Source organism: Arthrobacter sp. 10N43 (genome assembly GCF_056394525.1).
In genome coordinates, this window is the sequence record NZ_JBFTIA010000003.1 from 11179 (window position 1) to 34981 (window position 23803).

Annotated in this window: 24 protein-coding genes and 1 tRNA gene; 11 read left to right on the forward strand and 14 right to left on the reverse strand. The window is 66.1% G+C overall.

Annotated features, from left to right (window positions below):
* Positions 1 to 12 precede the first annotated feature (12 nt).
* Positions 13 to 2127: a glycogen debranching protein GlgX gene (glgX, locus tag AC1DDO_RS04915; RefSeq protein ID WP_476867401.1), complete on the reverse strand. Its 2115-nt coding sequence runs from the start codon at positions 2125 to 2127 to the stop codon at positions 13 to 15.
* A 115-nt stretch (positions 2128 to 2242) separates the two neighbouring features.
* On the opposite strand from glgX, the gene AC1DDO_RS04920 reads away from it, so the two are divergent.
* Positions 2243 to 3046 carry a carbon-nitrogen hydrolase family protein gene (locus tag AC1DDO_RS04920; protein ID WP_476867400.1) on the forward strand — a complete coding sequence of 268 codons (804 nt, stop codon included), beginning with the start codon at positions 2243 to 2245 and terminating at the stop codon, positions 3044 to 3046.
* Positions 3047 to 3629: 583 nt separating this feature from the next.
* On the opposite strand, the gene rlmB is transcribed toward AC1DDO_RS04920, so the two are convergent.
* From rlmB to AC1DDO_RS04950, 6 genes are all read right to left on the reverse strand, one after another.
* A complete protein-coding gene (gene rlmB, locus AC1DDO_RS04925) occupies positions 3630 to 4631 on the reverse strand; it encodes a 23S rRNA (guanosine(2251)-2'-O)-methyltransferase RlmB (RefSeq protein WP_476867399.1) in 1002 nt (333 codons plus the stop codon).
* Positions 4632 to 4753: 122 nt separating this feature from the next.
* A complete protein-coding gene (cysS, locus tag AC1DDO_RS04930; RefSeq protein ID WP_476971563.1) occupies positions 4754 to 6202 on the reverse strand; it encodes a cysteine--tRNA ligase in 1449 nt (482 codons plus the stop codon).
* A gap of 97 nt (positions 6203 to 6299) precedes the next feature.
* A complete protein-coding gene (locus AC1DDO_RS04935; protein WP_476867397.1) occupies positions 6300 to 6659 on the reverse strand; it encodes a hypothetical protein in 360 nt (119 codons plus the stop codon).
* 93 nt (positions 6660 to 6752) lie between these two features.
* Positions 6753 to 7259: a 2-C-methyl-D-erythritol 2,4-cyclodiphosphate synthase gene (ispF, locus tag AC1DDO_RS04940; RefSeq protein WP_476867396.1), complete on the reverse strand. Its 507-nt coding sequence runs from the start codon at positions 7257 to 7259 to the stop codon at positions 6753 to 6755.
* Positions 7256 to 8089, reverse strand: a complete 834-nt coding sequence (gene ispD, locus AC1DDO_RS04945) for a 2-C-methyl-D-erythritol 4-phosphate cytidylyltransferase (protein ID WP_476867395.1) — start codon at positions 8087 to 8089, stop codon at positions 7256 to 7258. Before ispD ends, ispF begins: the two co-directional genes overlap by 4 nt.
* A 196-nt stretch (positions 8090 to 8285) precedes the next feature.
* Complete coding sequence (locus AC1DDO_RS04950) at positions 8286 to 8768, reverse strand: CarD family transcriptional regulator (protein WP_026266570.1); 483 nt, start codon at positions 8766 to 8768, stop codon at positions 8286 to 8288.
* A 350-nt stretch (positions 8769 to 9118) separates the two neighbouring features.
* Here AC1DDO_RS04950 and AC1DDO_RS04955 point away from each other — a divergent pair, with 350 nt between their 5' ends.
* A complete protein-coding gene (locus AC1DDO_RS04955; protein ID WP_476867409.1) occupies positions 9119 to 9676 on the forward strand; it encodes a hypothetical protein in 558 nt (185 codons plus the stop codon).
* 77 nt (positions 9677 to 9753) lie between these two features.
* Here AC1DDO_RS04955 and AC1DDO_RS04960 read toward each other — a convergent pair whose 3' ends face one another.
* Complete coding sequence (locus AC1DDO_RS04960) at positions 9754 to 10434, reverse strand: response regulator transcription factor (RefSeq protein WP_090583992.1); 681 nt, start codon at positions 10432 to 10434, stop codon at positions 9754 to 9756.
* Positions 10431 to 11663 (reverse strand): sensor histidine kinase, encoded by a 1233-nt coding sequence (locus AC1DDO_RS04965; protein ID WP_476867408.1) that lies wholly within the window; start codon positions 11661 to 11663, stop codon positions 10431 to 10433. Before AC1DDO_RS04965 ends, AC1DDO_RS04960 begins: the two co-directional genes overlap by 4 nt.
* 206 nt (positions 11664 to 11869) lie before the next feature.
* On the opposite strand from AC1DDO_RS04965, the gene phoU reads away from it, so the two are divergent.
* The gene (phoU, locus tag AC1DDO_RS04970; protein WP_476867394.1) at positions 11870 to 12532 is read left to right on the forward strand and encodes a phosphate signaling complex protein PhoU; all 663 of its coding nucleotides are present in this window, start codon (positions 11870 to 11872) and stop codon (positions 12530 to 12532) included.
* A gap of 127 nt (positions 12533 to 12659) precedes the next feature.
* Here phoU and AC1DDO_RS04975 read toward each other — a convergent pair whose 3' ends face one another.
* Positions 12660 to 13406 (reverse strand): phosphoglyceromutase, encoded by a 747-nt coding sequence (locus AC1DDO_RS04975; RefSeq protein WP_441411074.1) that lies wholly within the window; start codon positions 13404 to 13406, stop codon positions 12660 to 12662.
* Positions 13407 to 13575: 169 nt separating this feature from the next.
* Here AC1DDO_RS04975 and AC1DDO_RS04980 point away from each other — a divergent pair, with 169 nt between their 5' ends.
* Complete coding sequence (locus AC1DDO_RS04980) at positions 13576 to 14424, forward strand: class I SAM-dependent methyltransferase (RefSeq protein ID WP_476867393.1); 849 nt, start codon at positions 13576 to 13578, stop codon at positions 14422 to 14424.
* 16 nt (positions 14425 to 14440) lie between these two features.
* Here the strand turns inward: AC1DDO_RS04980 and AC1DDO_RS04985 are convergent, their stop codons facing one another.
* Both AC1DDO_RS04985 and AC1DDO_RS04990 read right to left on the reverse strand, forming a co-directional pair.
* The gene (locus AC1DDO_RS04985; protein ID WP_441411072.1) at positions 14441 to 14794 is read right to left on the reverse strand and encodes a DUF2516 family protein; all 354 of its coding nucleotides are present in this window, start codon (positions 14792 to 14794) and stop codon (positions 14441 to 14443) included.
* A 9-nt stretch (positions 14795 to 14803) separates the two neighbouring features.
* Positions 14804 to 15988 carry a trans-sulfuration enzyme family protein gene (locus AC1DDO_RS04990; RefSeq protein ID WP_476867392.1) on the reverse strand — a complete coding sequence of 395 codons (1185 nt, stop codon included), beginning with the start codon at positions 15986 to 15988 and terminating at the stop codon, positions 14804 to 14806.
* Between the two features lie 146 nt (positions 15989 to 16134).
* Here AC1DDO_RS04990 and tmk point away from each other — a divergent pair, with 146 nt between their 5' ends.
* From tmk to AC1DDO_RS05010, 4 genes are all read left to right on the forward strand, one after another.
* On the forward strand, positions 16135 to 16791 hold the full coding sequence (gene tmk, locus AC1DDO_RS04995) for a dTMP kinase (RefSeq protein WP_476867407.1): 657 nt from the start codon (positions 16135 to 16137) through the stop codon (positions 16789 to 16791).
* Positions 16788 to 17930, forward strand: coding sequence for a DNA polymerase III subunit delta' (locus tag AC1DDO_RS05000; protein WP_476867391.1), 1143 nt, complete (start codon positions 16788 to 16790; stop codon positions 17928 to 17930). The genes tmk and AC1DDO_RS05000 overlap by 4 nt, the downstream gene beginning before the upstream one ends.
* A gap of 58 nt (positions 17931 to 17988) precedes the next feature.
* Positions 17989 to 19575, forward strand: coding sequence for an alpha/beta hydrolase (locus tag AC1DDO_RS05005; RefSeq protein WP_476867390.1), 1587 nt, complete (start codon positions 17989 to 17991; stop codon positions 19573 to 19575).
* Positions 19576 to 19689: 114 nt separating this feature from the next.
* Positions 19690 to 19762, forward strand: a tRNA-Thr gene (locus AC1DDO_RS05010).
* Between the two features lie 196 nt (positions 19763 to 19958).
* On the opposite strand, the gene AC1DDO_RS05015 is transcribed toward AC1DDO_RS05010, so the two are convergent.
* Positions 19959 to 20471 (reverse strand): hypothetical protein, encoded by a 513-nt coding sequence (locus AC1DDO_RS05015; RefSeq protein WP_476971564.1) that lies wholly within the window; start codon positions 20469 to 20471, stop codon positions 19959 to 19961.
* A 69-nt stretch (positions 20472 to 20540) separates the two neighbouring features.
* Positions 20541 to 21260 (reverse strand): AAA family ATPase, encoded by a 720-nt coding sequence (locus AC1DDO_RS05020; RefSeq protein ID WP_476971565.1) that lies wholly within the window; start codon positions 21258 to 21260, stop codon positions 20541 to 20543.
* Between the two features lie 697 nt (positions 21261 to 21957).
* On the opposite strand from AC1DDO_RS05020, the gene AC1DDO_RS05025 reads away from it, so the two are divergent.
* The 3 genes from AC1DDO_RS05025 (at position 21958) to AC1DDO_RS05035 (ending at position 23580) form a co-directional block, all read left to right on the forward strand.
* A complete protein-coding gene (locus AC1DDO_RS05025; RefSeq protein WP_476867387.1) occupies positions 21958 to 22791 on the forward strand; it encodes a hypothetical protein in 834 nt (277 codons plus the stop codon).
* 25 nt (positions 22792 to 22816) lie between these two features.
* The gene (locus AC1DDO_RS05030; RefSeq protein ID WP_476867386.1) at positions 22817 to 23116 is read left to right on the forward strand and encodes a hypothetical protein; all 300 of its coding nucleotides are present in this window, start codon (positions 22817 to 22819) and stop codon (positions 23114 to 23116) included.
* Between the two features lie 158 nt (positions 23117 to 23274).
* On the forward strand, positions 23275 to 23580 hold the full coding sequence (locus AC1DDO_RS05035; protein WP_476867385.1) for a DUF2199 domain-containing protein: 306 nt from the start codon (positions 23275 to 23277) through the stop codon (positions 23578 to 23580).
* Positions 23581 to 23803: the final 223 nt, after the last annotated feature.

Genomic DNA, 23803 nt, shown 5'->3' on the forward strand with positions numbered 1-23803 from the left:
AATCGCGGATAACTAGGTGCGGTAGATATTGATTGTGTTGGCCTGGACGAGGTCCCGCTCGCCGGAGGCGACGCGGGCGCCCTGGCGCCTGTCATGGAGTTCGGAGGTGGTCACGCGAAGCTCGAAGAGCCGGTGCCCGGTGCCGTCCTCGTTGTTCAGTTCCGGCAAGGTGACCTTGACGTCGTCGGCGCCGCCGTTGACCACCACCAGGCCGTCCACGTGCCCGTCGTCGGACCCGAGCAGGAGCTGGATCACCCGGTGGCCGGGGTCGTTCCACGTGTCCGCTGACATGGGCTTGCCATCGACATCGAACCAGTGGAAATACGACTGGGTGTCGCGCGCCGGGTAATCATGCGGCTGGCTGGCCAGGAACTCCTTGCGCAGCCGGATGACACGCTTGGTGGTCCGCAGCATCGCATGGGATTCCGCGGTGCTGGTCCAGTCAATCCAGGTGAGTGCGTTGTCCTGGCAGTAGGCGTTGTTGTTGCCCTGCTGGGTCCGGCAGATCTCGTCCCCTGCGGTGATCATGGGGACGCCTTGGGAAATCATCAGGCAGGCCATCAGGTTCCGCCGGCTTTGGGCGCGCCGGGCAAGGATGTCGCCGTCTTCGGTGGGGCCCTCGAAGCCGTGGTTGTAGCTGCGGTTGTCGCCGTGGCCGTCGCGGTTCTGCTCGCCGTTGGCCTCGTTGTGCTTACGGTCGTAAGCGGTCAGGTCGGCCAGGGTGAAGCCATCGTGGGCCGTGATGAGGTTCAGCGAGGCGAGCCGGGACCGGCCGGATGCCTCGAACAGCTGGGCGGAACCGGAGAGGGCGTCCGCGAGGCGCGCCACCGGGCCGCCGCTGCCGCCGCCGTCGATCGCTGCACGGTCGGCGAGCCAGAAGCTGCGGACGGCGTCGCGGAAGTGATCGTTCCAGTCCACCCACCCGGCCGGGAACCGGCCGGTCTGCCAGCCACCGTAGCCCACGTCCCAGGGTTCGGAAATCAGCTTGACGCCGGACAGGACGGGATCGGCGCCCACCGCGACGAGGAAGGGGTGCCGGGGATCGAATTCGTTGGCGCTGTTGCGGCACAGCGTGACGGCGAGGTCGAACCGGAAGCCGTCGATGTGGAACTCGCTCACCCAGTAGCGCAGGGAGTCCAGCACCAGCTGCACCACGCGGGGTTCGGCGAAGTTCAGGCTGTTGCCGCAGCCGGTGGTGTCGACGTACTTGCCGTGGCCGTCGTTGCGGTAATACTGCATCTCGCCCAGGCCACGGAAGCTCAGGGTAGGGCCGTCGGTGCCGCCCTCGGCGGTGTGGTTGTACACGACGTCAAGGATGACCTCGAGCCCGGCGGCGTGGAGCAGTTTGACCATGCCCTTGAACTCATCCTGTACCGCGTGGGGGCCGGCGGCCTGTGCGGCCGCGGTGGCGTAACCGGGGTGCGGGGCGAAGAAGGCGGCCGTGTTGTAGCCCCAGTAATTCGTCAGCCCGAGCTGTTGGAGGTGCGGCTCATCGATGTGGAAATGGACGGGCAGGAGCTGGATCGCCGTGATGCCCAGCGAGATCAGGTGCTCGATCATGGCCGGGTGGGCCATGCCGGCATAGGTCCCCTGAAGGTCCTCCGGAATGTCGGGGTGCAGCTTGGTCTGGCCCCTGACGTGGGCCTCGTAGACGATGGTGTTGCGCCAGGGCACGCGGGGGCTGCGGTCAAGTCCCCAGTCAAAGTCGTTGCCGACCCGGACACTGGTGATCAGCCCTTCGCGTTCGTCAACGGCCCGCCCATACGGGTCCATCAGCAGCGGCTGCTCCTCGCCGGCGTCGAAATCCGTGGCGGGCATGGACAACGGGAGGGCCTCATGTTCCGGCGAGGCCCGGAATCCGTAGCGCGAGCCGGCGGGAATCCCCTCCACGATGCCGTGGTGAACGCCGTCGCTGAGGTTGGGCAGTGTCTTTGCCTGCCAGGTGCCCTCTGGCGGCTGATACGCGATTTCCAAGGTGGTCACGCCGGGCGCGTAGACAGCCACGTTGGCGAACGCACCCCGAGGATCGTCCACTGCCGGCGAGCCGGTGTGCGGAGTGCTGATCCCCAGCGGAAACGCCCGCGAAGCGTCTACGGTGGAAGCGGTATCTATGTAAGACATAACCATTGCTTAAAGCTTAGCCGGGCCGGACAAATGGCCCCCGTTTTCGTTTTCATGACGTTTTGCAGTGTACGGACCACCGCACTGCATACTGTAATGAAGCGCCGACATGGAGGTAAATGTGCGCGTAGCACTAGCCCAAATCATTACTGGCCGCGATCTGGCTGCGAATCTCGCCCTCTTGGAGGACTATGCCCGCCAGGCCAAGTCCGGCGGCGCGGACCTGGTGGTATTCCCGGAGGCCACCATGCGGGCCTTCGGCAATTCGCTGCTGGATATCGCCGAGCCGCTGGACGGTCCGTGGGCTTCCCGGGTGCGCGCCCTCGCCTCGGAACTCGGCATCACGATCGTCGCGGGGATGTTCACACCGGGAACAGCCGGCGACGGCGCCAAGGTGCGCAATACCCTGCTGGCCACAGGCCGGGGAGTCGAGGCCAGCTACGACAAGATCCACCTGTTCGACGCCTTCGGTTTCGCCGAGTCGGACACGGTCGACGCCGGCACGTCCCCGGTCACCTTCGAGCTCGACGGCGTGACGTTCGGCCTCGCCACCTGCTACGACGTCCGCTTCCCGGACCTTTTCACCGAAAACGCCGACCGCGGCGCCGACGTCAACATAGTGTGCGCCTCCTGGGGATCGGGACCCGGGAAGGCCGAACAGTGGAAGCTCCTGGCCCGCGCCCGCGCCCTGGACTCCACCACCCTGGTCCTCGCCTGCGGCCAGGGCGACCCCGCCAGCGTGGGTCACCCGGCCAAGGGTTCCGCCCCCACCGGCGTGGGCCACTCCGTGGTGGTCTCCCCCATGGGCGACATCATCGAAGAGCTCGACGGCGCTCCGGGCCTGCTGTTCGCCGACGTGGACACCGCAACAGTCAAGGAAGCCCGAACCAAGCTCCCGGTCCTGGCCAACCGCCACCGGTTCTAAGCAGTCTGTTCCTCAGACAGTGTTTCTGACGGTGGTCACCATTTTTCTGGTCACCTTCCGCGGACACCGGCGCCCTGCCGTCGCTTAGACACCTCCCGCCGCCTACTTCGGCCGCGGGCGGCCTCATCCGGCTCTGGTCGGCGATGCGCTCCTTTGCAGGACCCCAGCGCCCGCTCGATATTGGGGCCCCGCTGGGCTGCTTCAGAAGAAACGACACAAAAGACAAAAGGCGTGCCTTGCCAACAGCAGCGGGGGGCCGATCGCGCCCGTCGTACGACTCGCATGAGTTCGATCTGACCCCGCGTTGCTGTTAGCCGTTTTCGCGTTAAACGGAAACGCTCCCCCACACAACGTGAGAGGAAGCGTTTCCGAACTGCGCGAAAGGTGACAGTGCCTCATCGCCGGAACCGGAGTTTTGCTAAGGAGCGCATCGCCGACCAGAGCGCAGTGAGGCCGGCCGCGGCCGAGCGGAGCGTCGGGAGGTGTCTAAGCGACGGCAAAACTCTGGTTCAGGCGAAACTCAACCACGACTCTGGCGACGGCAAAACTTCGGTGCCGGCGCAACCCGGCCCGAAGAAGGGGACTACTTTGCCGAGCGCTGGCGGGAGATTTCGTACAGGGAGATGCCTACGGCCATGGAGGCGTTCAGGGATTCCATGGCGGAGTCAATCGGGATGGAGACGATCTGGTCGCAGTTTTCGCGGACCAGGCGGCTCAGGCCCTTGCCCTCGGAACCTACGACGAGGCACACGGGTTCGGTGGCCAGGGCGAGATCGGGCAGCGAGACGTCGCCGTCGCCGTCGAGCCCCAGGACGAAGATCCCCATGTTCTTGAACGCCTTGAGCGTGTTGTTCAGGTTGGCCGCGCGGGCGACCGGGACGCGGACGGCAGCGCCGGCGCTGGTCTTCCAGGCCGAGGCGGTGACGCCCACGGAGCGACGCTCGGGGACCACGACGCCGTGGCCGCTGAAGGCCGAGACGGAGCGGATGATCGCGCCGAGGTTGCGGGGGTCGGTGATGCCATCGAGGGCAACGAAGAGCGGGGCGTTGGCGACGTGGCCCTTCTTCCAGGCCTCGAGGGTCTCCTCTGCGAGTTCGTACGCGTCCTGGTATTCGTACGGCGGGATCTGCAGCACGAGGCCCTGGTGGATGGCGTCGTCGGTCATGCGGTCAAGCTCGGGCTTGCCGGTTTCCATCAGCGGGATGCCGCGTTCGGCAGCGAGCTTCAGGGACTCCTTGACGCGGTCGTCCATTTCGATGCGGACAGCGACGTGCAGTGCCTTGGCCGGGATGCCGGCGCGCAGAGCTTCGACCACCGAGTTGCGGCCGGTGACGACCTCTTCGGTGGCGCGGCCCTTGGGACCGGAGCGGCCGGTGCGGGCCGCCGCGCTGGTGGTGCGGCTTCCGCTGGCGCGCTTGGCCTCGGAGCGCTCAGAGAGCTGCTTGTTCTTGAACGCCTTGTGGTAGGGGCGGTCCTCCGCCTTCGGCGTGGGGCCCTTGCCCTCAAGTGCCTTACGGCCGTGACCGCCGGTTCCGACGGAGGGGCCCTTCTTCAATTTGACCGAGCGGCGACCGTTGTTGGCCATGAGTTTCACCCTTTAAATACGCGATTCGTTGATAAGTCTGACCTCCAGTCTACTGACTCGAGTTAAATCCTCGACCGGAAGGAACGATGGCGGCCCACTTCAACGGCCGCCGGCAACGAGGTTCAGCCGCGCTTGAGGCTCCAGCTCGCCCCGTCCGGACCGTCCTCGACGACGACGCCGGCTGCGGCCAGGGTGTCCCGGATGGCGTCGGACGCCGCCCAGTCCTTCGCGGCCCTGGCATGGGCCCGCGCCTCCAGCTGTGCTTCGACCAGGACCCCGAGGGCGGTGTTGGCCTGTTCGTCGGCCGCGGGCGTCGCAGTGGCGTTGAGGCCGAGCACATCGAGCATGGAGTTGACGCTGGCGAGGGCCTGCCCGGCGGCGTCGAGGTCCCCGTCCGTGAGGGCCGTGTTGCCGGCCCGGACCGTCTCGTGCAGGGATGCCAGTGCCTGCGGGACGTTCAGGTCATCGTCCATCGCCGCGGCGAAAGCCTCCGGGACGGTAGCCTCCAACGAATCCGGTGCTGCGTCCGGGAGGACCCGGGCGGCGCGGCTGAGGAACCCGTCGATCCGTTCGACGGCGGCTGCCGCCTCCGGCAGGGACGTCGGCTGGTAGTCCAGGACCGAGCGGTACTGCGCCTGACCGAGGTAGTACCGGACAACCCGCGGCGGGGCGATTTCGAGCATTTCCGCCGGGCTGACGGTGTTGCCGATGGACTTGGACATCTTCTCGCCGGCGTACGTGACCATGCCGTTGTGCATCCAGAAGTTGGCGAACCCGTGGCCTGCCGCCTGGGACTGCGCCATTTCGTTTTCGTGGTGCGGGAAGCGCAAGTCCAGGCCGCCGCCGTGGATGTCGAACTCGGTGCCGAGGTACTTGGTGACCATCGCGGAGCATTCGAGGTGCCAGCCCGGCCGGCCGGGGCCCCACGGCGAGTCCCAGCTCGCCGTCGTCGGCTCCCCCTCCTTGTAGCCCTTCCACAGCGCGAAGTCGCGGGGGTCCTTCTTGCCGCGCGGGTCCGCGTCCGGGGCGCCCTGCATGTCGTCGAGCCGCTGGCGCGTCAGCGAGCCGTACTTGGACCACGAGCGCACGTCGAAGTAGACGTCGCCGGAGTCGTCCAGGGCCGGGTAGGCGTGGCCGCGGTCGATCAGCTGCTGGATGAGGGCGTGCATTTCCGGGATGTGGCCGGTGGCGCGGGGCTCATAGGTGGGGCGGGAGACGCCCAGGGTGTCGTAGGCCTTGAGGAATTCCTGCTCGTACCGGTAGGCCAGGGCCCACCATTCCTCGTTGCGCTGGGCTCCGGGCTCGTCCTCAAAATCGGGGCCGAAGGACGCGGCGGACTTGGCGAGGATCTTGTCGTCGATGTCGGTGACGTTGCGGACCGCCGTCACGCGGAAGCCCCGGTACTGCAGCCAGCGGGTGAGCTGGTCGAACGCGATGGCCGACCTGATGTGGCCGACGTGCGGCATCCCCTGCACGGTGGCTCCGCAGTAGTACAGGCTCACTTGGCCAGGTACGAGGGGGACGAAGTCGCGGACTTCGGCGGATGCAGTGTCGTAAAAGCGCAGGGTCACCGCTCCAGATTAGCCGATGGCGCTCCGGGGCCCGACCGGCGGCTTAGCGGGCAGCCGTCACGCCGGGAGCGGGGCCCCGGATCATCGATCCGGGACGCTACTTGCAGTACTGTCCGATCTTGTTGATCTGCTCCGTGAGCTGGGCCGTCTGTTCGTCCGTCTTGGTCCCGGTGGAGCTGGCCGCGACCTGCTTCATGATCTCGGCCATCTGCTGGATGGGGGCGCCAACTTCCGGCGCCACTTTGTCCGCAACTTCCTGGTAGTGCTGGCCGATCTGCGCGGCCTGCTCCTTCGCGCTCCCGGAGGGCGCGAAGGTATCGCCGTTGAGGAACTTGCAGCTTTCGTCGACGCTCAACTTTGGCGTGGCGCTGGTTGTCTGGGGCGTCGTCGTCGAGCCGGCGCATCCGCTCAGCATGGTCCCTGCCACGAGTACGACGGCGGTCAGCAGCTTCTTCACGGCGGGTCTCCTGGCTGTTCGGAACGGGATGTCATGGTGGGGGTCTTGCCCCTCCAGCCTAGGTGACCGGAGCGGGCAGAGTTCAACCGGCGGTTAGCCGGCCGGGTAGACGAGCGCCGTTGCCACCGCCGAGATCCCCTCGCCGCGGCCGGTGAACCCGAGTCCGTCGCTCGTGGTGGCCGTGACGCTGACCGGCGCCGCAGCAGCATCGCTGAGGACCCGCTGGGATTCCTCCCGCCGCGGACCGAATTTGGGTCGGTTGGCCACGAACTGCACGGCAATGTTTCCGATTTCAAATCCGTGGGCGCGCACAATCCGGGCGGCCTCGGCCAGGAGGGTGACGCCGGACGCCCCGGCGTATTCGGGCCGGTCCGTGCCGAAGTGGGTGCCGAGATCCCCGATCCCGCAGGCCGAGAACAGCGCGTCGGCCGCGGCATGCGCCACCGGGTCGCCGTCGGAGTGGCCGGACAGTCCCCGTTCCCCTTCCCAGAAGAGGCCGCCGAGCCACAGCGGCTGCTTCTCGCCTTCGGCCGCGTATGCATGAACATCGATTCCGATCCCGGTCCTGGGGATCAGCGGCGCGTTGGTGCTCATGCTCATCCCTCCACCCAGCGCGCGCCCAAGGGTCCTTCGAGGAGGCCTTCGGCCAGGATCAGGTCCAGGGGCGTGGTGATCTTCAGGGACTGGCTGGCGCCGCGCACGGCGTGGACGGGGACGCCGAGCAGCTCCACGAGCATCGCGTCGTCCGTGACGAGCGCAGCCTGGGCAGCGTCGAACTCCGCAGCGGCCTCGTGGGCTCGTTTGAGGATGGCGAAGGTGAATCCCTGGGGTGTCTGCACGGCACGGAGCCCCTCACGCGGTGCCGTCCCGGTGACCAACTCGGGGGCCACCGCGACGCCGTCGCCGGTGGTCGGTTCGACGGTCTTGACCGTGTCCACTACCGGGATCACGGGAATCACGGCGGAGGCACCGGCGCCGAGCGCCGCAGCCACCCGGTGGAAAACGGCCTCCGGGGCAAGGGCACGGGCGGCATCGTGGACCAGGACTGCCTCAGTATCAGGCAGGAGCGCGGCCATCGCGGCGCGGACCGAATCGGCACGGCTGGCACCGCCGTCGACGACGGTCACGACCGGAGTCTGCACGCCGTAGGGGGACTCCGCGGTGCGGGCGAGGCCGTCCGCAAGCTCCCGGGTGAAGGCCGCGCACAGCCCCTGCAGATCGGCGTCTCCCGGGGGAATCGCAATGCAGATCTGCTGTGCGATCCCGGCGGCCGCCACGCCGCGCAGGGCGTGCATGAGGATGGTGTCCCCGCCCAGCGGCACTTTTGCTTTGGCCACGCCGTAGCCCAGGCGCTGGCCGGAGCCGGCGGCCACAACAATGACAGCAGTCACCGGACCGGCCGGGGACGAATTCGTCGGTGCAGTATCCATGCGCACAAGACTACGTCCCCGCGCCTCGGAGCATCCCGTTGCGCTATCAGTTGTGCTGGTTTCGGGGCACTCAAAGGGCCACAAGTGAAAACGCAATCGGGTGGCGGCTGAAAGAGGGCAAGAAGAAGCCCCGGCGGCCTGAGGCCACCGGGGTTCGATTCTTATTCTGCGCCGGCCTGCTGGGGCCGGCCCTGTGTTAGGAAGCCAGGACCTCGTCGAGAACGCTTGCAGCCTTCTCTTCATCAGTCTTCTCAGCCAGTGCCAGTTCCGAAATCAGGATCTGGCGGGCCTTGGCCAGCATGCGCTTCTCTCCCGCGGAGAGACCCCGGTCGTGATCGCGGCGCCAGAGGTCGCGGACGACCTCTGCTACCTTGATGACGTCACCGGATGCAAGCTTTTCCAGGTTTGCCTTGTATCGACGCGACCAGTTGGTGGGTTCTTCAGTGAACTCGGCCCGCAGCACGTCGAACACGTGCTCCAAGCCTTCCTTGCCCACTACGTCCCGAACCCCAACGAGGTCTACGTTTTCTGCTGGAACTTCAATGGTCAGATCACCCTGAGCCACCTTGAGCTTGAGATACATCTTCTCTTCGCCCTTGACAGTGCGCATCTTGATTTCTTCAATTTTGGCTGCACCGTGGTGAGGGTAAACTACTGTCTCGCCGACCTCAAAAACCATGTGGACATTCCCCTTTCCCGCAGACCAGTTTATCACGATTAAGGCATACAACTGGCATCCAAAGGTGCCGGGAACCGCATGAATCCGGGGAAAATGGCCTCAATCCACCCCCTCAAACCCCTTGACGAATGCGGATAATAGTGCCTGCGGCCCTAACTGCCAAGAGGTTTCCGGTCCCCGGCAAGCGCACCCCCGCCCGGCGGGGGCTCGTGCGTCCGTGCGCCAACGCGTGCGCGTCCCCGCGTCTATGTGTAGCGGCCGAGTCCTTGTTTGAGGCCGATTGCGGATAGGCTATGGGCTGAATAATGTTCCAAGACTCTCAAGGAGTGCGTGACGTGCGTTTCACTGCGATGAACCGGGGCCAGCGCGGCAAGCTGGCAATGGCTACGGCTGCACTTGGCATTGGCCTGCTGTCCGTGACCGGCTGCGGCTACATCAACCCCCAGCAGACCTCGGAGCAGTACTCGGCATCCGATGGAACCCGGACCGACCTCGGCCCGCTGAAGCTGCGCAACTTCATCATCGTCGCCGACGCCGAGGACAAGCCGGCCCGCGTGATCGGCGCCGTGTACAACTCCTCCTCCAAGGACGTCGTGCTGACCATCAAGGGTGCGGCCGGATCGCAGACCCAGGTTCCGGTCAAGCAGAACTCCTACACCATGCTCAACGACTCCACCGACGCGGCGATCCTGAGCACCGCCGGCGCCAAGCCCGGATCCGTGACCGAGCTCAGCATCTCCGAAGACGGCACCAACAAGAACGCCACGTTCAAGGTTCCGGTCCTGGACGGCACGATCGTGGACTACAAGCAGTACCTGCCGACGCCGGAGCCCACCACCGGCAGCACGGCCACCTCGAGCGAAACGGCCACGTCGACGCCGACGCCGAGCAGCACCGCCGGCCACTAGCCTCCGCGGCTGCTGCCACAGCACATGCAAAAGGAGGGGCACCCGCGGGTGCCCCTCCTTTTGCATGTGCCCTGGATTTAGGGTTCGAACTTATAGCCCAGGCCGCGGACGGTAATCAGGTACCGCGGCGCGGAGGCATCGGGCTCAATCTTGCTGCGCAGCCGCTTGACGTGGACGTCGAGGGTCTTGGTGTCCCCCACGTAGTCGGAGCCCCAGACCCTGTCGATCAGCTGGCCTCGGGTCAGGACCCGACCGGAGTTCCGCAGCAGCATTTCCAGCAGCTCGAACTCTTTGAGCGGCAAGGCGATCTGCTCGCCACCGACGCTCACCACGTGGCGTTCGATGTCCATCCGGACAGGACCGGCCTGCACCGTGCTGGAGACGAGCTCCTCCGGCTCACTCTGGCGGCGCAGGACAGCCCGGACCCGGGCCACAAGCTCCCGCGAGGAGTACGGCTTGGTGACGTAGTCGTCCGCGCCCAGTTCCAGCCCCACCACCTTGTCGATTTCCGAGTCCTTGGCCGTCAGCATGATCACGGGCACCCCTGAGCGCTGCCTGAGCTGGCGGCAGACCTCCGTGCCCGACTGGCCGGGAAGTTGCAGATCCAGGAGCACGAGATCGGCGCCGTTCCGGTCGAATTCGGTGATGGCGTCCAGTCCGTTGTCCACAACCTCCACCTCGAACCCCTCTTTACCCAACAGGTAGGACAGGGGGTCGCTGAAGGACTCCTCGTCCTCGACAATAAGAATTCTGCTCAAGCGCTAGCTCCTTGCTCATGGACGCCCGCGGCGTCACGTCGTTGTGGTTTGGGGTCCCGGGTGGAAGCGTGGGCAGCGGCTTTGCCCGCCTCGGTGGCGTCGCCGTCGTCCTGCCCTTCCATCTCGGGAAGTCGAATGGTGAACGTGGAGCCTTGGCCGAGCTGGGACCACAGGGTCACCTCGCCGCCGTGGTTGGAAATGACGTGCTTGACGATGCTCAGGCCAAGCCCCGTGCCTCCGGTCTGCCGCGAGCGGGCAGCATCCACCCTGTAGAAGCGCTCGAAGACACGCTCCTGGTCCTCGGCGCTAAGTCCATCGCCCTGGTCCGTCACAGAGACCGCCACGAGGCCGTCCTTGGCCCGGATGCCCACACCCACCTTGGTGTTCTCCGGCGAGTAGCGGATGGCGTTGTCGATCAGGTTGCGTAGGGCGGTGACCAGGAGGTCCTGGTCGCCGTAGACCATGGCGTCGGCGTGCCCGCCCACCACCAGCTGGATGTTCTTGCTCTCGGCCGGCAGCTGGGAGCGGTCCACGGCCTCGTTGACCACTGTGTTGATGTCCACCGGGCGGCCCTGCTGCGCGACGTTGGCCCCCTGCAGCCGGGAGAGTTCGATGATGTCCTGGACCAGGGCCGCGAGCCGGGTCGATTCCTTGTGCATGCGCTTGGCGAACCGCTTGACCGCGTCGGGATCGTCAGCGGACGATTCGAGGGCCTCTGCCAGGAGGGAGATCGCCCCGACCGGTGTCTTCAGTTCGTGGGAGACGTTGGCGACGAAGTCGTTGCGGACTTCCTCGGTGCGGGTGAATTCCGTGCGGTCATCGGCCAGCAGGAGGATGTAGTCCTCCGTGATGACAGCTGCCCGGACCTGGACCACGATCGTTCCCTGGCCCAGCGGGCCCCTCGGCAGTTCCAGCTGCTTTTCAAGGACAACACCGTCCCGGCGCACCTTGGCGGTCATTTCCAGCAGCGGCTGGTGCACCACGGTGTGCCCGCGGACCAGGCCGTAGGCATAGGCGGCAGGGCTGGCGCGGACCACGCCGTCGATCGCGTCGACCACCACGAACGCGCGGCCGAGGACGGCTAGCACCTCCGCCGCTCCTTCTGGCAGCGAGGGGTCCTCGACGTCGACGTCGACGATCTGCCGCTGCTGCTCACTGACCCGGAACGCGAGTACGCCGAACATGCCAAACGAGAGGCCGATCAGGCCGGCGATGACGCCGATGAGCATTGGATCCACGGCTCCAGCTTATGCTCTGCCACGTGACCGAAACTGAAATCTCCTGCGAATCGGGCGCCGGTTCAGCTAACGTTCACCTATTGGGGCGTAACAGTTCACCGGACACTGACAGAGTTGAGCGTTGGAGCGCCGGTAGGTGAACCGAAATAGGCCCGCCATTGAATCGCAGGCAATATTTCCGAGGAAAGGACGCACACGTGCGTAAGGTTTTTCAGGAGGAGCTCGCCCAGGTAAGGGAACAGCTCGTCGAGATCTCAGCGCTGGTCACTGAGGCCATCGGCAAGGCCACGACAGCTTTCGAGGGCGCCGATATCGACCTCGCCGAGGACGTGATTGCCGCCGATGCCCGCATCGACTTCCTGCAGAACAGCCTTGACGAGCGCGCCATTGACATCCTTGCCCTCCAGGGACCGGTAGCGAGCGACCTGCGCATGCTGGTCGGTTCGCTCCGGATGAGCGCTTCGCTGGAGCGCATGGGCGACCTCGCCCGGCACCTGGCCCAGCTGGCGCGGCTGCGCTACCCGGCGTCTGTGGTCCCGGGCCAACTGCAGGAGACCTTCAAGAGCTTCGCAGAACAGGACCTGCTGATCGCCCAGAAGCTCACCGAGCTGCTGGCAACCCGAGACCTCGGCGTGGCCCGCGACATCATGAAGGCCAACGGCACCGTCAACGACCTTCACCTGAGCGTCTTCAAGGCGATCGCGCGCAGCGACTGGCAGGAATCGGCGGCCACCACCGTGGACGTTGCCCTGGCCAGCCGCTACTTCGAGCGCTTCGCGGACCACGGCGTCTCCGTTGCCCAGAAGGTCACGTACCTGGTCACCGGTGCGTGGCAGCCGAGCACGATCGAACACATCTGACACAGGCCGTCCGACGGATTTGTGGTTCTGACCCAGAAGTACTGAAACAACGACGGCGTCCGGTCACCTTGGGGGTGGCCGGACGCCGTCGTTTGTTCTTTAGTTAGTGCTGCGGTGGGGGAACCGCTTACTTCTTGCCTTGGTTGGCCACTGCCTTGATGGACTCGGCGGCGGCCTCGGGGTCCAGGTACGTCCCGCCCGGGGTCAACGGCTTGAAGTCCTCATCCAGTTCGTAGACCAGCGGGATGCCGGTGGGGATGTTCAGGCTGGCGATGTCCTCGTCGCTGATGCCGTCAAGGTGCTTGACCAGTGCCCGGAGCGAGTTGCCGTGGGCCGTGACCAGGACGGTCTTCCCGGCGCGGAGGTCTTCCTTGATGTCCGATTCCCAGTACGGCATGAGCCGGATCAGGACATCCTTGAGGCACTCGGTGCGCGGGACGGCGTCGCCGAGGTCCGCGTAGCGCGGGTCCCCCACCTGGGAGAACTCGGAGTCGTCGGCCAGGGGCGGCGGCGGGGTGTCATAGGACCGGCGCCACAGCATGAACTGCTCCTCGCCGAATTCGGCCAGGGTCTGGGCCTTGTCTTTGCCCTGCAGGGCGCCGTAGTGGCGCTCGTTGAGCCGCCAGTCGCGCTTGACGTCGATCCAGCCGCGGTCGGCCGTGTCCAGTGCCAGGTTCGCCGTGTTGATGGCCCGCTTCAACCGCGAGGTGTAGAGGATGTCGGGGAGGATGTTGTTCTCCACGAGAAGCTCGCCGCCGCGCACCGCCTCGGCACGGCCCTGGTCGTTAAGGTCAACGTCCACCCAGCCGGTGAACAGGTTCTTGGCATTCCAGTCGCTGTGGCCGTGGCGCAGCAGAATCAGCTTGTAAGTCATGGTTTTTATCCTAGCCGAGCAGTCGGCGGCGGTGCCGTGCGTTACACCACATGCGCCGCACCACAACCAACTGCAACGCCGGGTCACCCCGCGCCCATCCGGCGGCCCCATGAGCCGGAAGTGACCCCGCGTTGGAGGGTAGGCGTGCGGTGGACGATAAGCTTGGGCGGTGGTGCAGAAGGCTGAACGGGTGCTGGCCCCCCGAAACCAGGGCGGGACGAGAAGCGGCATACGTGGCGGCAGGCCCGTGGGAAACGTGACCCGTGGAACCACGAACCCCAACCGGATGCGCCGCGTGGACCGCTGGCTGACCGGGCCGCAGGCCTGGCGGTTGCGCGCCGCGGCCCACCCCCTCGCCGTCGACCTCGGCTACGGCGCCTCGCCGGCCACCGCCGTCGAACTCTTTGAACGCCTCTCCGGGGTCCGCAGCGACGTCCAGGTGGTGGGCATCGAAATCGAACCGGAGCGTGTCCGGCAGGCCCAGGCCCTTGAACGGCCCGGCCTGATGTTCCAATTGGGCGGCTTCGAGCTGCCCGTGCGCGGGAACCCCATGCTGGTCCGGGCCTTCAACGTGCTGCGGCAGTATGAGGAAGCAGACGTGGCTGGGATCTGGCGGCTGGTGCAGGACCGCCTCGCCCCGGGCGGGCTGTTCATCGACGGCACCTGCGATGAAATCGGGCGTCGCGCCACCTGGGTGGCGCTCGACGGCGAACGGCCACTAAGCCTGAGCGTGTCTATGCGGTTCGGTGCCTTCGCGTTGCCCTCCGACGTTGCCGAACGCCTACCGAAGGCGCTGATCCACCGCAATGTGCCCGGCGAGAAGATTCACGGCTACCTGCAGGCGATGGACAAGGCCTGGCTGGATGCGGCGCCGTTGGCGTCGTTCGGAAGCCGGCAGCGCTTCTCAGCTATGTGCCGTGCGCTGCTCGACGCCGGCTGGCCCATTCAGGACGGCCCTTCCCGCTGGCGGTTGGGCGAAGTGACGGTCAGCTGGGACGCCGTGGCGCCAGACGCCTAGGCAACGTAGATAAGCCTCACCAGGGGCCGTAGGGGCCCATGTTGCGGCCGCGGCCGGCGTCCTTGATGGCGGGGCGGACATCGGCAAGGTACACGGACGCGGCGGTTACGGCTGCAAGGCCGAAGATGCCGAGCGAACTGGCCCCGCCACCGCTGCCCAGCTGCGAGAGCAGGGAGAACAGGCCCACGGCGAACGCGCCGCCGGTCAGCGCCAGCCAGAAGGTCTTGGTCCGTTTCGAGACGGCCTCGAACGCGTTGGCTTTGTGCCGGAGGCAATCGAAAAACGCCCACGCCTCCAGGGCAAAGGCCACGACAGCCAGGACCAGGTAAATCCCGGATTCGACAAAGTAAATGAGTATGCGTCCGTCCACTCCCCCAGCCTAGCCGTCCAGCGTGTCCAATGCCTGCTCCAAATCGGCCCAAAGGTCTTCCACGTTCTCAATGCCGACGCTCATCCGCACCAGGTTGTCCGGCACGCTCTCCGGCTCGGCCGCATGCCGGCGCCGGCGTTCGATCAGGGATTCTACCCCGCCAAGGGACGTCGCGGGCAGCCAGAGGCGCAGAGCGCGGATCATCCGGTCCGCCGCCTCCGCACCGCTGAGCCCGTCCGCGGGCCCGACCTCAATGCACAGGATGGAACCGAACCCGTTCATCTGTTCCTTGGCACGGACGTGGCCGGGGTCCGAGGCGAGGCCGGGGAAACGGATGCCGGCAACCCGCGGGTGACCGTCGAGCCGTTCGGCCAGAACCTGGGCGGAGGCCTGGGAACGCTCAATCCGCAGCGCCAGGGTGCGGAGCCCGCGCAGCGCCAGCCACGCCTCGAACGGCCCGGCAATCCCGCCGTGGATGGTGCGGTGGTGCAGCAGCGCGGCGCGGAGACCGGCGTCGGAGGTCACCAGAGCGCCGAGCACGACGTCGGAGTGGCCGGAGAGGTATTTGGTTACCGAGTGCAGCACAACGTCGGAGCCCAGGCTGAGGGGCTGCTGCACCAGGGGTGTGGAAAAGGTGTTGTCCGTGACGACGATCGCGCCGGCCTCATGCGCCGCCGCTGTCAGGGCCCGCATGTCCGCGACGCCGAGCATGGGGTTGGTGGGGCTCTCCAGCCACAGCATGCTGGCGGCGCGCCCGCCGGCCGGGGCAAGCGCAGCCACCACCGCGTCGGTGTCCGCGATGTCCACCGTCCGCAGCTCCAGGAACCCCTTGGCCGCCAGTTCGGTGGCCATGGTGACCGATCCGGCGTAGCTGTGGGACGGCATGACGAGCACGCCGTGGGCGGGCACCAGGGACAGGGCCGAGCTGACGGCGGCGAGTCCCGAGGCGTAAAGCAGGCCCGGCAGGTCCGCGCCTTCCAGCTGGCCCAGCGCCTCTTCGAACGGGTCCCAGGTGGGGTTCGAATAGCGGCCGTAGCCGCGGTCGCCGTCGCCGAGGGGTCCCGTGCCGAAGTAGGTCGAGGACAGCACCAGCGGCGGGTTGACCGGTTCGTCGCGGGTGCGCGGCGGGCGCCCTGCCGCGACAACCAGGGAATCCGGGGAAAGCGCGGCTGCCTGCTCTTCAGAAAGACTCATGGAGACAGGGTACGTGGGGGCCCCGCAGGGCACCCAAGCCGTTACGACGAAGACCCGAGGCCGACTGCAGTGTCGGTGATTGTCGGTAGTCTAGGACGGTGACTACCCAGAGCCCCGGAGCGTCCCGCCAACAGTTGCCCAGCCAGTTGCCGAGCCAGTTGCCCGGACTGTTCATTGCGTTCGAGGGCGGAGACGGTGCCGGCAAGTCCACGCAGGCGGCTGCACTCGCCAAGGCCCTGGAATCAAGCGGCTTCACGGTGCTGCGGACCCGGGAACCGGGCGGCACCCCGATCGGCGAGAAGCTGCGTTCCCTTGTGCTGGACCACGGCCATGGCCCCATCGACGCCCACACCGAGGCCCTCATTTTCGCGGCGTCCCGGGCCGCGCACGCGACCCAGGTCATCCGACCGGCCCTGGACCGCGGCGAGATTGTCCTGACCGACCGGTACATCGACTCCTCGGTGGCGTACCAGGGCGCCGGCCGCGGCCTCGGGACGGACGCGGTCCGGGACATCAACGCGTGGGCGACCTCGGACCTGCGGCCCGACCTGACGGTGCTTCTCGACGTCGACCCCGCCGTCGGCCGGGAGCGGCGCACCGCCGGCGAGGCCGCCGAGGACCGCCTCGAGTCCGAGGCCGACGAATTTCATGCCACGATCCGGGCGGCTTTCCTCGACCTGGCCGCGGCCCGGCCCGAGGCCTATCTGGTGCTGCCTGCCCGCCTGCCCGTCGTCGAACTCGCCGCCCGGATCCTCGAGCGCGTCGAATCCTTGCTGGCCGTGTCCCAAAGCAGCCCGGCATGACCGTCTGGGACGACCTCCAGGGCCAGGACGCCGTCGTGGCCCAGCTGCGCCAGGCGGCCCAGGGCGAGGGCCTGACGCACGCGTGGCTTTTTACCGGCCCGCCCGGCTCCGGCCGGTCCAACGCCGCGAAGGCCTTCGCGGCGGCCCTGAACTGTGACCAGGAGGACGTCAGCCTGCGCGGCTGCGGCCAATGCCCGGCCTGCCTGACCATCCTCGGCGAAACCCATTCCGACGTCGCGTTCGTGCGCACGGAGAAGGTCACCATCACCATCGACGAGGCGCGCGAGCTCGTGGCCACCGCCGGGAACCGTCCGTCGTCGGGCCGGTGGCGGATCATCGTCGTGGAAGATGCCGACCGGATGGCCGAGCGGACCACCAACGTGCTGCTCAAGGCCATCGAGGAACCCACACCCCGCACCGTCTGGATGCTCTGCGCGCCCTCCCCCGCCGACGTCCTCGTGACTATCCGCTCCCGCTGCCGGGCAGTGGCCTTGCGGCTTCCGCCCGCCGCCGCCGTCGCCGCCTTGCTGGTCAAGCGCGACGGCGTGGATCCGGCGGTTGCCGAGCGTGCCGCCCGCGCGGCGCAAAGCCACGTCGGAATCGCCCGCCGCCTGGCCCGGGACCCGGAGGCCCGCGAGCGCCGCCTTGAAACAGTGCGGTTCCCGCTGTCCCTCCGCGGCGTGACCGCGGCGGTCATGATGGCAGAGAAGCTGGTCAAGATCGCCACCGAGGAAGCAAACAGCTCCAATGACGAGCGCGACGCCGCCGAGAAAGCCGGGTTGCTGGCCACCCTCGGGGCGCCTGAAAGCGGTACGTTGCCGCCTGCCATGCGGAGCCAGGTCAAACAACTCGAGGACGACCAGAAGCGCCGTGCCAAGCGATCCGTCACCGATTCCCTTGACCGCACGTTGACGGACCTGCTGTCCTTTTACCGGGATGTCCTGATCATCCAGATGGGGAACGCCGTGGAACTCGTGAACCTTGAACTTCGAAGCGAACTCGAAGACTTCGCTTCGCGTTCCACCGCCGAAGTGACCCTTGCCCGCATGGACGCCATCAACAAGGCCCGCACGCGGATCACCACCACCAACGTGGCTCCGCTGCTGACGATCGAGTCCATGGCTTCCAGTCTTATTTGACCCCCCGGCCGCTCCAAACGCCTCTACGCCTTCGTTTCTATCCTCCAAGGAGAACCGCATGAAGCCTGCTCGACCCAAGTCCGCAAGAGCCCGATCAGTGGCGATCGGCATGCGGGCCGGCGGCGCCCTGGCCCTTGCCCTGACACTGGCCTCGTGCACCATTTTCGGCGGTGGAGGCAACGGCGGGTCGAGCGCCGCGACATCCGGGGCTTCGGCACAGGCGGACCCGTCGATTGTCGCTGCGGCCCCTGCGGAGCTGCGCAGCTACTACTCCCAGCAAGTGGACTGGAAGCCGTGTGAGGGCGGGACTTTCCAGTGCGCCACGATCAAGGTTCCGCTGGACTACAGCAAGCCCGACGGCGACCGCATCGAACTGGCCGCCATCAAGCTCGCCACCAAAGGCGACAAGAAAGGCTCGTTGCTGGTCAACCCGGGCGGCCCGGGCGGCTCCGGCTACGACTTCGTGAGGGACGCGGCCAACACCAATATTTCGGAGAAGGTCCGCTCCGCCTACGACATCATCGGTTTCGACCCGCGAGGCGTGAAACGCTCCGCTCCGGTCACGTGCCTCACGGACAAGGAACGCGACGCGTCCCGGGCCAAGACCTATGCCCTGGACACAGACGCCGGCCTGGACGCGGCCCTTGCCGACAACAAGGCCATTGCCGCCAAGTGCGTGGAGAAGACCGGCCCGGTCCTGGCCCACATCGATACGGTCAGCGCCGCGAAGGACCTCGACATCCTGCGCGGCGTGGTCAACGACTCAAAGCTGAACTACCTCGGCTACTCCTACGGGACCCTCCTCGGCGCCACCTACGCATCGCTGTTTCCGGACAACGTGGGCCGATTGGTCCTCGACGGCGCCCTTGACCCGTCGCAGAGCGCCGAGGAACTGACCCGCGGACAGGCCGTGGCCTTCGATAAAGCCCTCCACGCCTACGTCGCCAACTGCCAGCAAAAGTCCGGATGCCCGCTAACGGGAAGCACCGAGGAAGGCGTCCAGCAGATCCACGAAGCCATCAGCGCGGCGGAGGCGAACCCGCTGCCGGCCAAGGACGGCCGGAAGGTCTCCGGCTCGACGTTTGTCAGCGGCCTCATCATCCCGCTCTATAACAATGACAACTGGCCGATCCTCACCCGGGCCCTCGCGACAGCCCTGAAAGGCGACGGCACAGGCATGCTGCAGCTGGCCGACTTCGGCGCCGACCGGGACCCCAGCGGCACCTACACGTCGAACAGCACCTTCGCCTTCAACGCCATCAACTGCCTGGACTACCCCATGGTCTCTGACACCGCGTCGATGAGGGCCGAGGACCAAAAGCTACGTCAGCTCTCGCCGACGCTGGGATATTACTTCGCCTACGGCGGAACCAACTGCAAGGACTGGCCCTACAAGAACGTCCGGACCCCGGCCCCGGTCGAGTACAAGGGCTCGGCCCCGATTGTCGTAGTTGGAACCACAGGGGATCCTGCCACCCCCGTGCAATGGGCCACCAACCTGCGCAAGCAGCTCGGGAATGCTTCCCTGCTGACGTGGAAGGGCGAGGGCCACACGGCCTACGGCCGCTCCAACAGCTGCATTGGCAACGCCGTCGATGACTATCTGGTGGACGGAAAAGCCCCGGCGGACAACACCGTCTGCTAGGTGCCTTGCCGGCCCTGCGGGCCGCTGCAGACGCTCATTTTGACCCGGACGCCGGGACTCTATTACAGTTGTCTCTTGCATGATCCGCCCGGTTCGCCGGGCATTCATGTGGTTGCTTCCTTAGCTCAGTTGGTAGAGCGTCTCACTCGTAATGAGAAGGTCGCCAGTTCGATTCTGGCAGGAAGCTCTCGAAGAACCCCTGGAAATCAACGATTTCCGGGGGTTCTGTCGTTTTCGTTGAAATAAGCAGATGATTGGGTTTTCCCTCCAATTTCAGGCTTTCCCCACCGTCGGGACTGAGAGCTAGGAACAGATCCTCTCGAAAATCAACCGTCCCACAACTTCAGAAGCGCGACATTAGGTCCGCAGGACCCCTACGTGGGCTACTGCATTGCTTCCGGGATGCCGAATCGCCTCCCAATGAGTATGCGGACGGCGGCTTCTAAGGGCTGATCTTCCAGCTCAACACCCTCGCCCCCGTAACGAATTCCCGTTTCGTCGCCCACCGCTTCGATGTCAAAAAGGTTGAGGACCTCGGCCACGCGCACCTGATACTCGGTGGCGGTCATTTGGCGAGACGCACGAACTGGAATTGCACTGAGGGTGCGCGCGACCTCAGCGTCGATGGATTCAATCATGGGCGCGCGTCGCGTTGCCTGGTTCTGGTGCTGTCCGTGGGAGAAGATGACTTCCTGGTTCGCATCCAGGTGAAGGTCGTCGGCGGTGACGCCGGCCAGTGTCAAGATAACGTGCGTCTCGAAGATCCGGACCGCACCGATCTTTCCGTAGATGACCTCGGCACCCTTGGTGAGGCCGAAGTGGGCCCCAATGAAGGATTCGTTCAAATCCCTGGCCGGAACGGCGTACTGGTCAATGCTGCCGCCTGGGTAGATCATGTTTTTTCCTTCCGTCTGGGCGGCGGATAAACTCGCCCGCCTGAGCGGCAACTGGTGAGATCTCGACGATTAGAAGTGGCGAAGGTATCGCTCCGGTGATTCAAGGAACGACCGCATGTTCGTGACCATTTCCAGGTCCTCCCACGCCCGGGGCCGTAGACCCCAAGGTCCGGCTTCCAGAATCTGCGCCCCGGGAAGGGCGGCCAATACTGGTGAGTGCGTGGACATGATGACCTGCGAATGGCCAGCAGCCAGCAGGTCCTTCAGTACGACGAGGAGGGTCAGGCATCCCTGGAAGGACAACGCGGATTCGGGTTCGTCGAGCACCCACAATCCGCCCCCTCGAAAGCGGTCCACTGCCAGCTCCAGAAACGACTCCCCGTGTGACATGTCATGGAATGGGATGTCCCCGATTCTGCTCGGGTTTTCCTCGAGATAGGTGAAGAAGCCGTGCATGGTTTCGGCGCGTAGAAAGTAGCCCCGCCTGGTGGTGCCGGCGTTCCGGATTAGGTGGAGGTGATAGGAGAGTTTGGATTCCGTGGACCTGGTGGTGTGCCGCGCTCCAGTTGATCCGCCTTCCGGGGACAGGCCGTAGGCCAAGGCGATGGCCTCCACAAGTGTGGATTTACCGGACCCGTTTTCGCCGACCAGGACGGTAGCGGATGTCAGATCGAGTCCCTGGTCGAGGACCTGGGCGACGGGAGCCAGGGACGCCGGCCAGATCTGGCGGTCCAGAATGTTGTTTGGATCCTCTGTCAGCCGTCGAATCGGATAGTCGCGCAGGGGCATGCGCCTATTCTTGCAGGCCGTTTATCCCTTCCCGTCGTCTATTCGCCCGTCTGGAACACTCGCCCACTTGAACGGAGTCTCGGCCCATAACAGGAGCCAGGCTCCAGGGCCGATGACTTGCCATTCGCCGACTGGACCGTAGACTCGCCTCATGTCAGGACCTGGGGGAACGACAACAGTCCGTCGCGCTGGGGCACTCATCATGGGACGCTGCTCGCCAGCGGCATGGCCGCCTGTGCTTATGAGGACGACGGAGATCCACACCCAGCGGCTGCCGGCCAAAGTCACCCGGCTGCGCCCACCCTCCCTACGAAGGAATCTGGTGTTCGTGGTGTGGAGGCGGACAACTACTCAGAACTCCACAAGCGCTTGGCCAATGCCACGGGGACCGTCGTCCTTGCCGACGATGGCCCGGCCGACGGGCGGGGGGTTGGCTTCAGCAAAGCCGCGACGGTGATGACCACTGGTCAGTACACTGTCACCGCTACCTGCGTTGGCACTCCCGGCGCCCAGATCTTCCTCGCTCAGGATGGGGTCGAGCCAGTATCGCTAGAGGTCGATTGCTCGGGGGTCCTTTCGAAGGTCGTCCAACTACAGAAAGGGTACGTCGGTGCCCAACTGATCCGCCCAGACCCGACCGGCGCATGGACCGGGGCGGTCGCCGGAATCAAAATCACAGTCCAGTGAGGCTGGGTCCGTGGAACCTATAAGTGCTGACAGCGGAAAGTGGCTGCTGCCCTTGCTGGAAACCAACAGTCGCGATTTGAACGTCGTGCCGCGCGGCTTCCCGGCCTATGCCCGCGTGTTCCACCCGGCGCGAAGGGACCGGCCCACGGGCGAGGACGGCGGACCCGCGACGTGGGCTGAGGTGGCGCGCGTCTTCGGCAAGACCATGCACTCGCTGGCGCAGTACCACCGGTTGACCGGTCCCGAGGTCGGGGAGCACCAGGAGGTTCTCGATTCGAGCGGGTGGCGGTACTCCGAGCCGGAACAGGGGAACCTCGCAGCCCACATCCTCGAACCGGTGGCAACAATTCTGTGCCGGCACACCACCACGCCAGACAGCGGGGTGGCCGCAGTCTGGGAAGGATGGGGCGGTCTCACCGGCTCAGCCAGATACCTCACCGCGGTCCGGGGCCGACTTCCGGGAATCCTTGGGAAGCTCACGGCGGCGCACCGCTCCGGGCCCGGCCCGCTGCCCACAAAGACAATGAAAAACTCCCGGCTGTCGCTCCCGGGGCGCGACCATTTCCTGTTCGCGGCCGCCCCGCGGTCCTTCACCGATGCCGTGTGGATTCAGGACTCCCCCTGGAACCGCGACCCGCACAGGCCGCAATCGCCCAGCCTGCTCTGGCCCGAGGACAGGGCTTGGGTCATGGTCACGGAGATCGACTTCGACTCCACCATCGTCGCCGGCAGCCCCAGCCTCGTCGCCGACCTCATCGCCGATCAGAGCATCGAAGCGCTCCAGATCAACGAGGGCGCCGACCTCACCCAGGACGCCGACGACGTCAACCGGCCGCAGCCGTAGACCTCCATCAAGCGCGCCTGCACGATTGCTCCTAGATTGGCGCCCATGGACACCGTCACCCCCGGAATACGCCCGGCTCCGCAGCGCCATCTCCGAGCGCCTGACCGCCCGCGACCTGCTCGGCGTTATGGACCACGGGGCAGCGGAGACCGAGTACGACCCGGAGATGGAGGACTTCGCCGCGCTTATAACCGCCGGCACACCCATCACGCCTGAAGTCGTGGCGACGGTCTGGCACAAATGGTTCGGCGACAGCCAAGGCGAGACCACGGGCGAGCATGAGCCGCCCACGTCCGGCATGACTGCCCTGGCGGCTGACCTTTAGGCAATCCAGACAGGCTTCGTGCAGTTCTAGCAGGCGAGCGGAGTCGGCTCAAAGCATCGACACCCGACGCAACGATGGCGGCGGCCGTTCGGGGGGGGCACCCTCCTATTAGGTATCGGCATAGACTCATCCGAACGGCTATCAGATCTGGGGGATCAATGGGCACTTCGAAAGCACTTGCGTGCGAAATGTGCGGGCGGTCGACGTCGGACCATGACAGGGACGTCCGCTTCAGGCTCCCCGACCCGGTGCTCAACACCGAGGATCAGCACCACGCCGAAGACAGCTGGCTGAGTAACCCGGACCCGAATCTTGCCACCCTCATGCAGATCCAAGGGATCAGCCCTTTCATCCGGGCCCTGCTCCCCATCCGGATGGAGGGAGGGCATACCCTCCGCTACGGCGTCTGGGTCGCGATCCACCCGCGTAGAGTCGGCGCAGGACTGCAACCGGGCAAGGGATGATCGTGACAGTTAGAGGGTGGAACCCGCTGGTGCTCTTGCCTGTCGCGTTCATCGTCGTCTTCGTGGTCTGGGCCGGTCGGCGGGTCCGTTGCCGGAACTCGGGGGGCTAGAGGTCTTCTGGCCGGCTAGAAGCCTGGCGGGTCGAGGGCGTTGAGCCGGGAGCCCGACGACAAACCCGGCTGCCGAAGGAACTGCCGACATCTGAAGAAGGCTCAAGAGCGCG

Bases quoted from the DNA above. Each gene is read 5' to 3' on its own strand.
- AC1DDO_RS05035 (WP_476867385.1), top strand. From the start codon at position 23,275: ATGGGCACTTCGAAAGCACTTGCGTGCGAAATGTGCGGGCGGTCGACG.
- AC1DDO_RS04955 (WP_476867409.1), top strand. From the start codon at position 9,119: ATGAACCGGGGCCAGCGCGGCAAGCTGGCAATGGCTACGGCTGCACTT.
- AC1DDO_RS05000 (WP_476867391.1), top strand. From the start codon at position 16,788: ATGACCGTCTGGGACGACCTCCAGGGCCAGGACGCCGTCGTGGCCCAG.
- AC1DDO_RS05005 (WP_476867390.1), top strand. From the start codon at position 17,989: ATGAAGCCTGCTCGACCCAAGTCCGCAAGAGCCCGATCAGTGGCGATC.
- AC1DDO_RS05020 (WP_476971565.1), bottom strand. From the start codon at position 21,260: ATGCCCCTGCGCGACTATCCGATTCGACGGCTGACAGAGGATCCAAAC.
- rlmB (WP_476867399.1), bottom strand. From the start codon at position 4,631: ATGGCCAACAACGGTCGCCGCTCGGTCAAATTGAAGAAGGGCCCCTCC.
- ispD (WP_476867395.1), bottom strand. From the start codon at position 8,089: ATGGATACTGCACCGACGAATTCGTCCCCGGCCGGTCCGGTGACTGCT.
- ispF (WP_476867396.1), bottom strand. From the start codon at position 7,259: ATGAGCATGAGCACCAACGCGCCGCTGATCCCCAGGACCGGGATCGGA.
- AC1DDO_RS04990 (WP_476867392.1), bottom strand. From the start codon at position 15,988: ATGAGTCTTTCTGAAGAGCAGGCAGCCGCGCTTTCCCCGGATTCCCTG.
- glgX (WP_476867401.1), bottom strand. From the start codon at position 2,127: ATGGTTATGTCTTACATAGATACCGCTTCCACCGTAGACGCTTCGCGG.
- AC1DDO_RS05015 (WP_476971564.1), bottom strand. From the start codon at position 20,471: ATGATCTACCCAGGCGGCAGCATTGACCAGTACGCCGTTCCGGCCAGG.
- AC1DDO_RS04965 (WP_476867408.1), bottom strand. From the start codon at position 11,663: ATGCTCATCGGCGTCATCGCCGGCCTGATCGGCCTCTCGTTTGGCATG.
- AC1DDO_RS04950 (WP_026266570.1), bottom strand. From the start codon at position 8,768: ATGGTTTTTGAGGTCGGCGAGACAGTAGTTTACCCTCACCACGGTGCA.
- AC1DDO_RS04975 (WP_441411074.1), bottom strand. From the start codon at position 13,406: ATGACTTACAAGCTGATTCTGCTGCGCCACGGCCACAGCGACTGGAAT.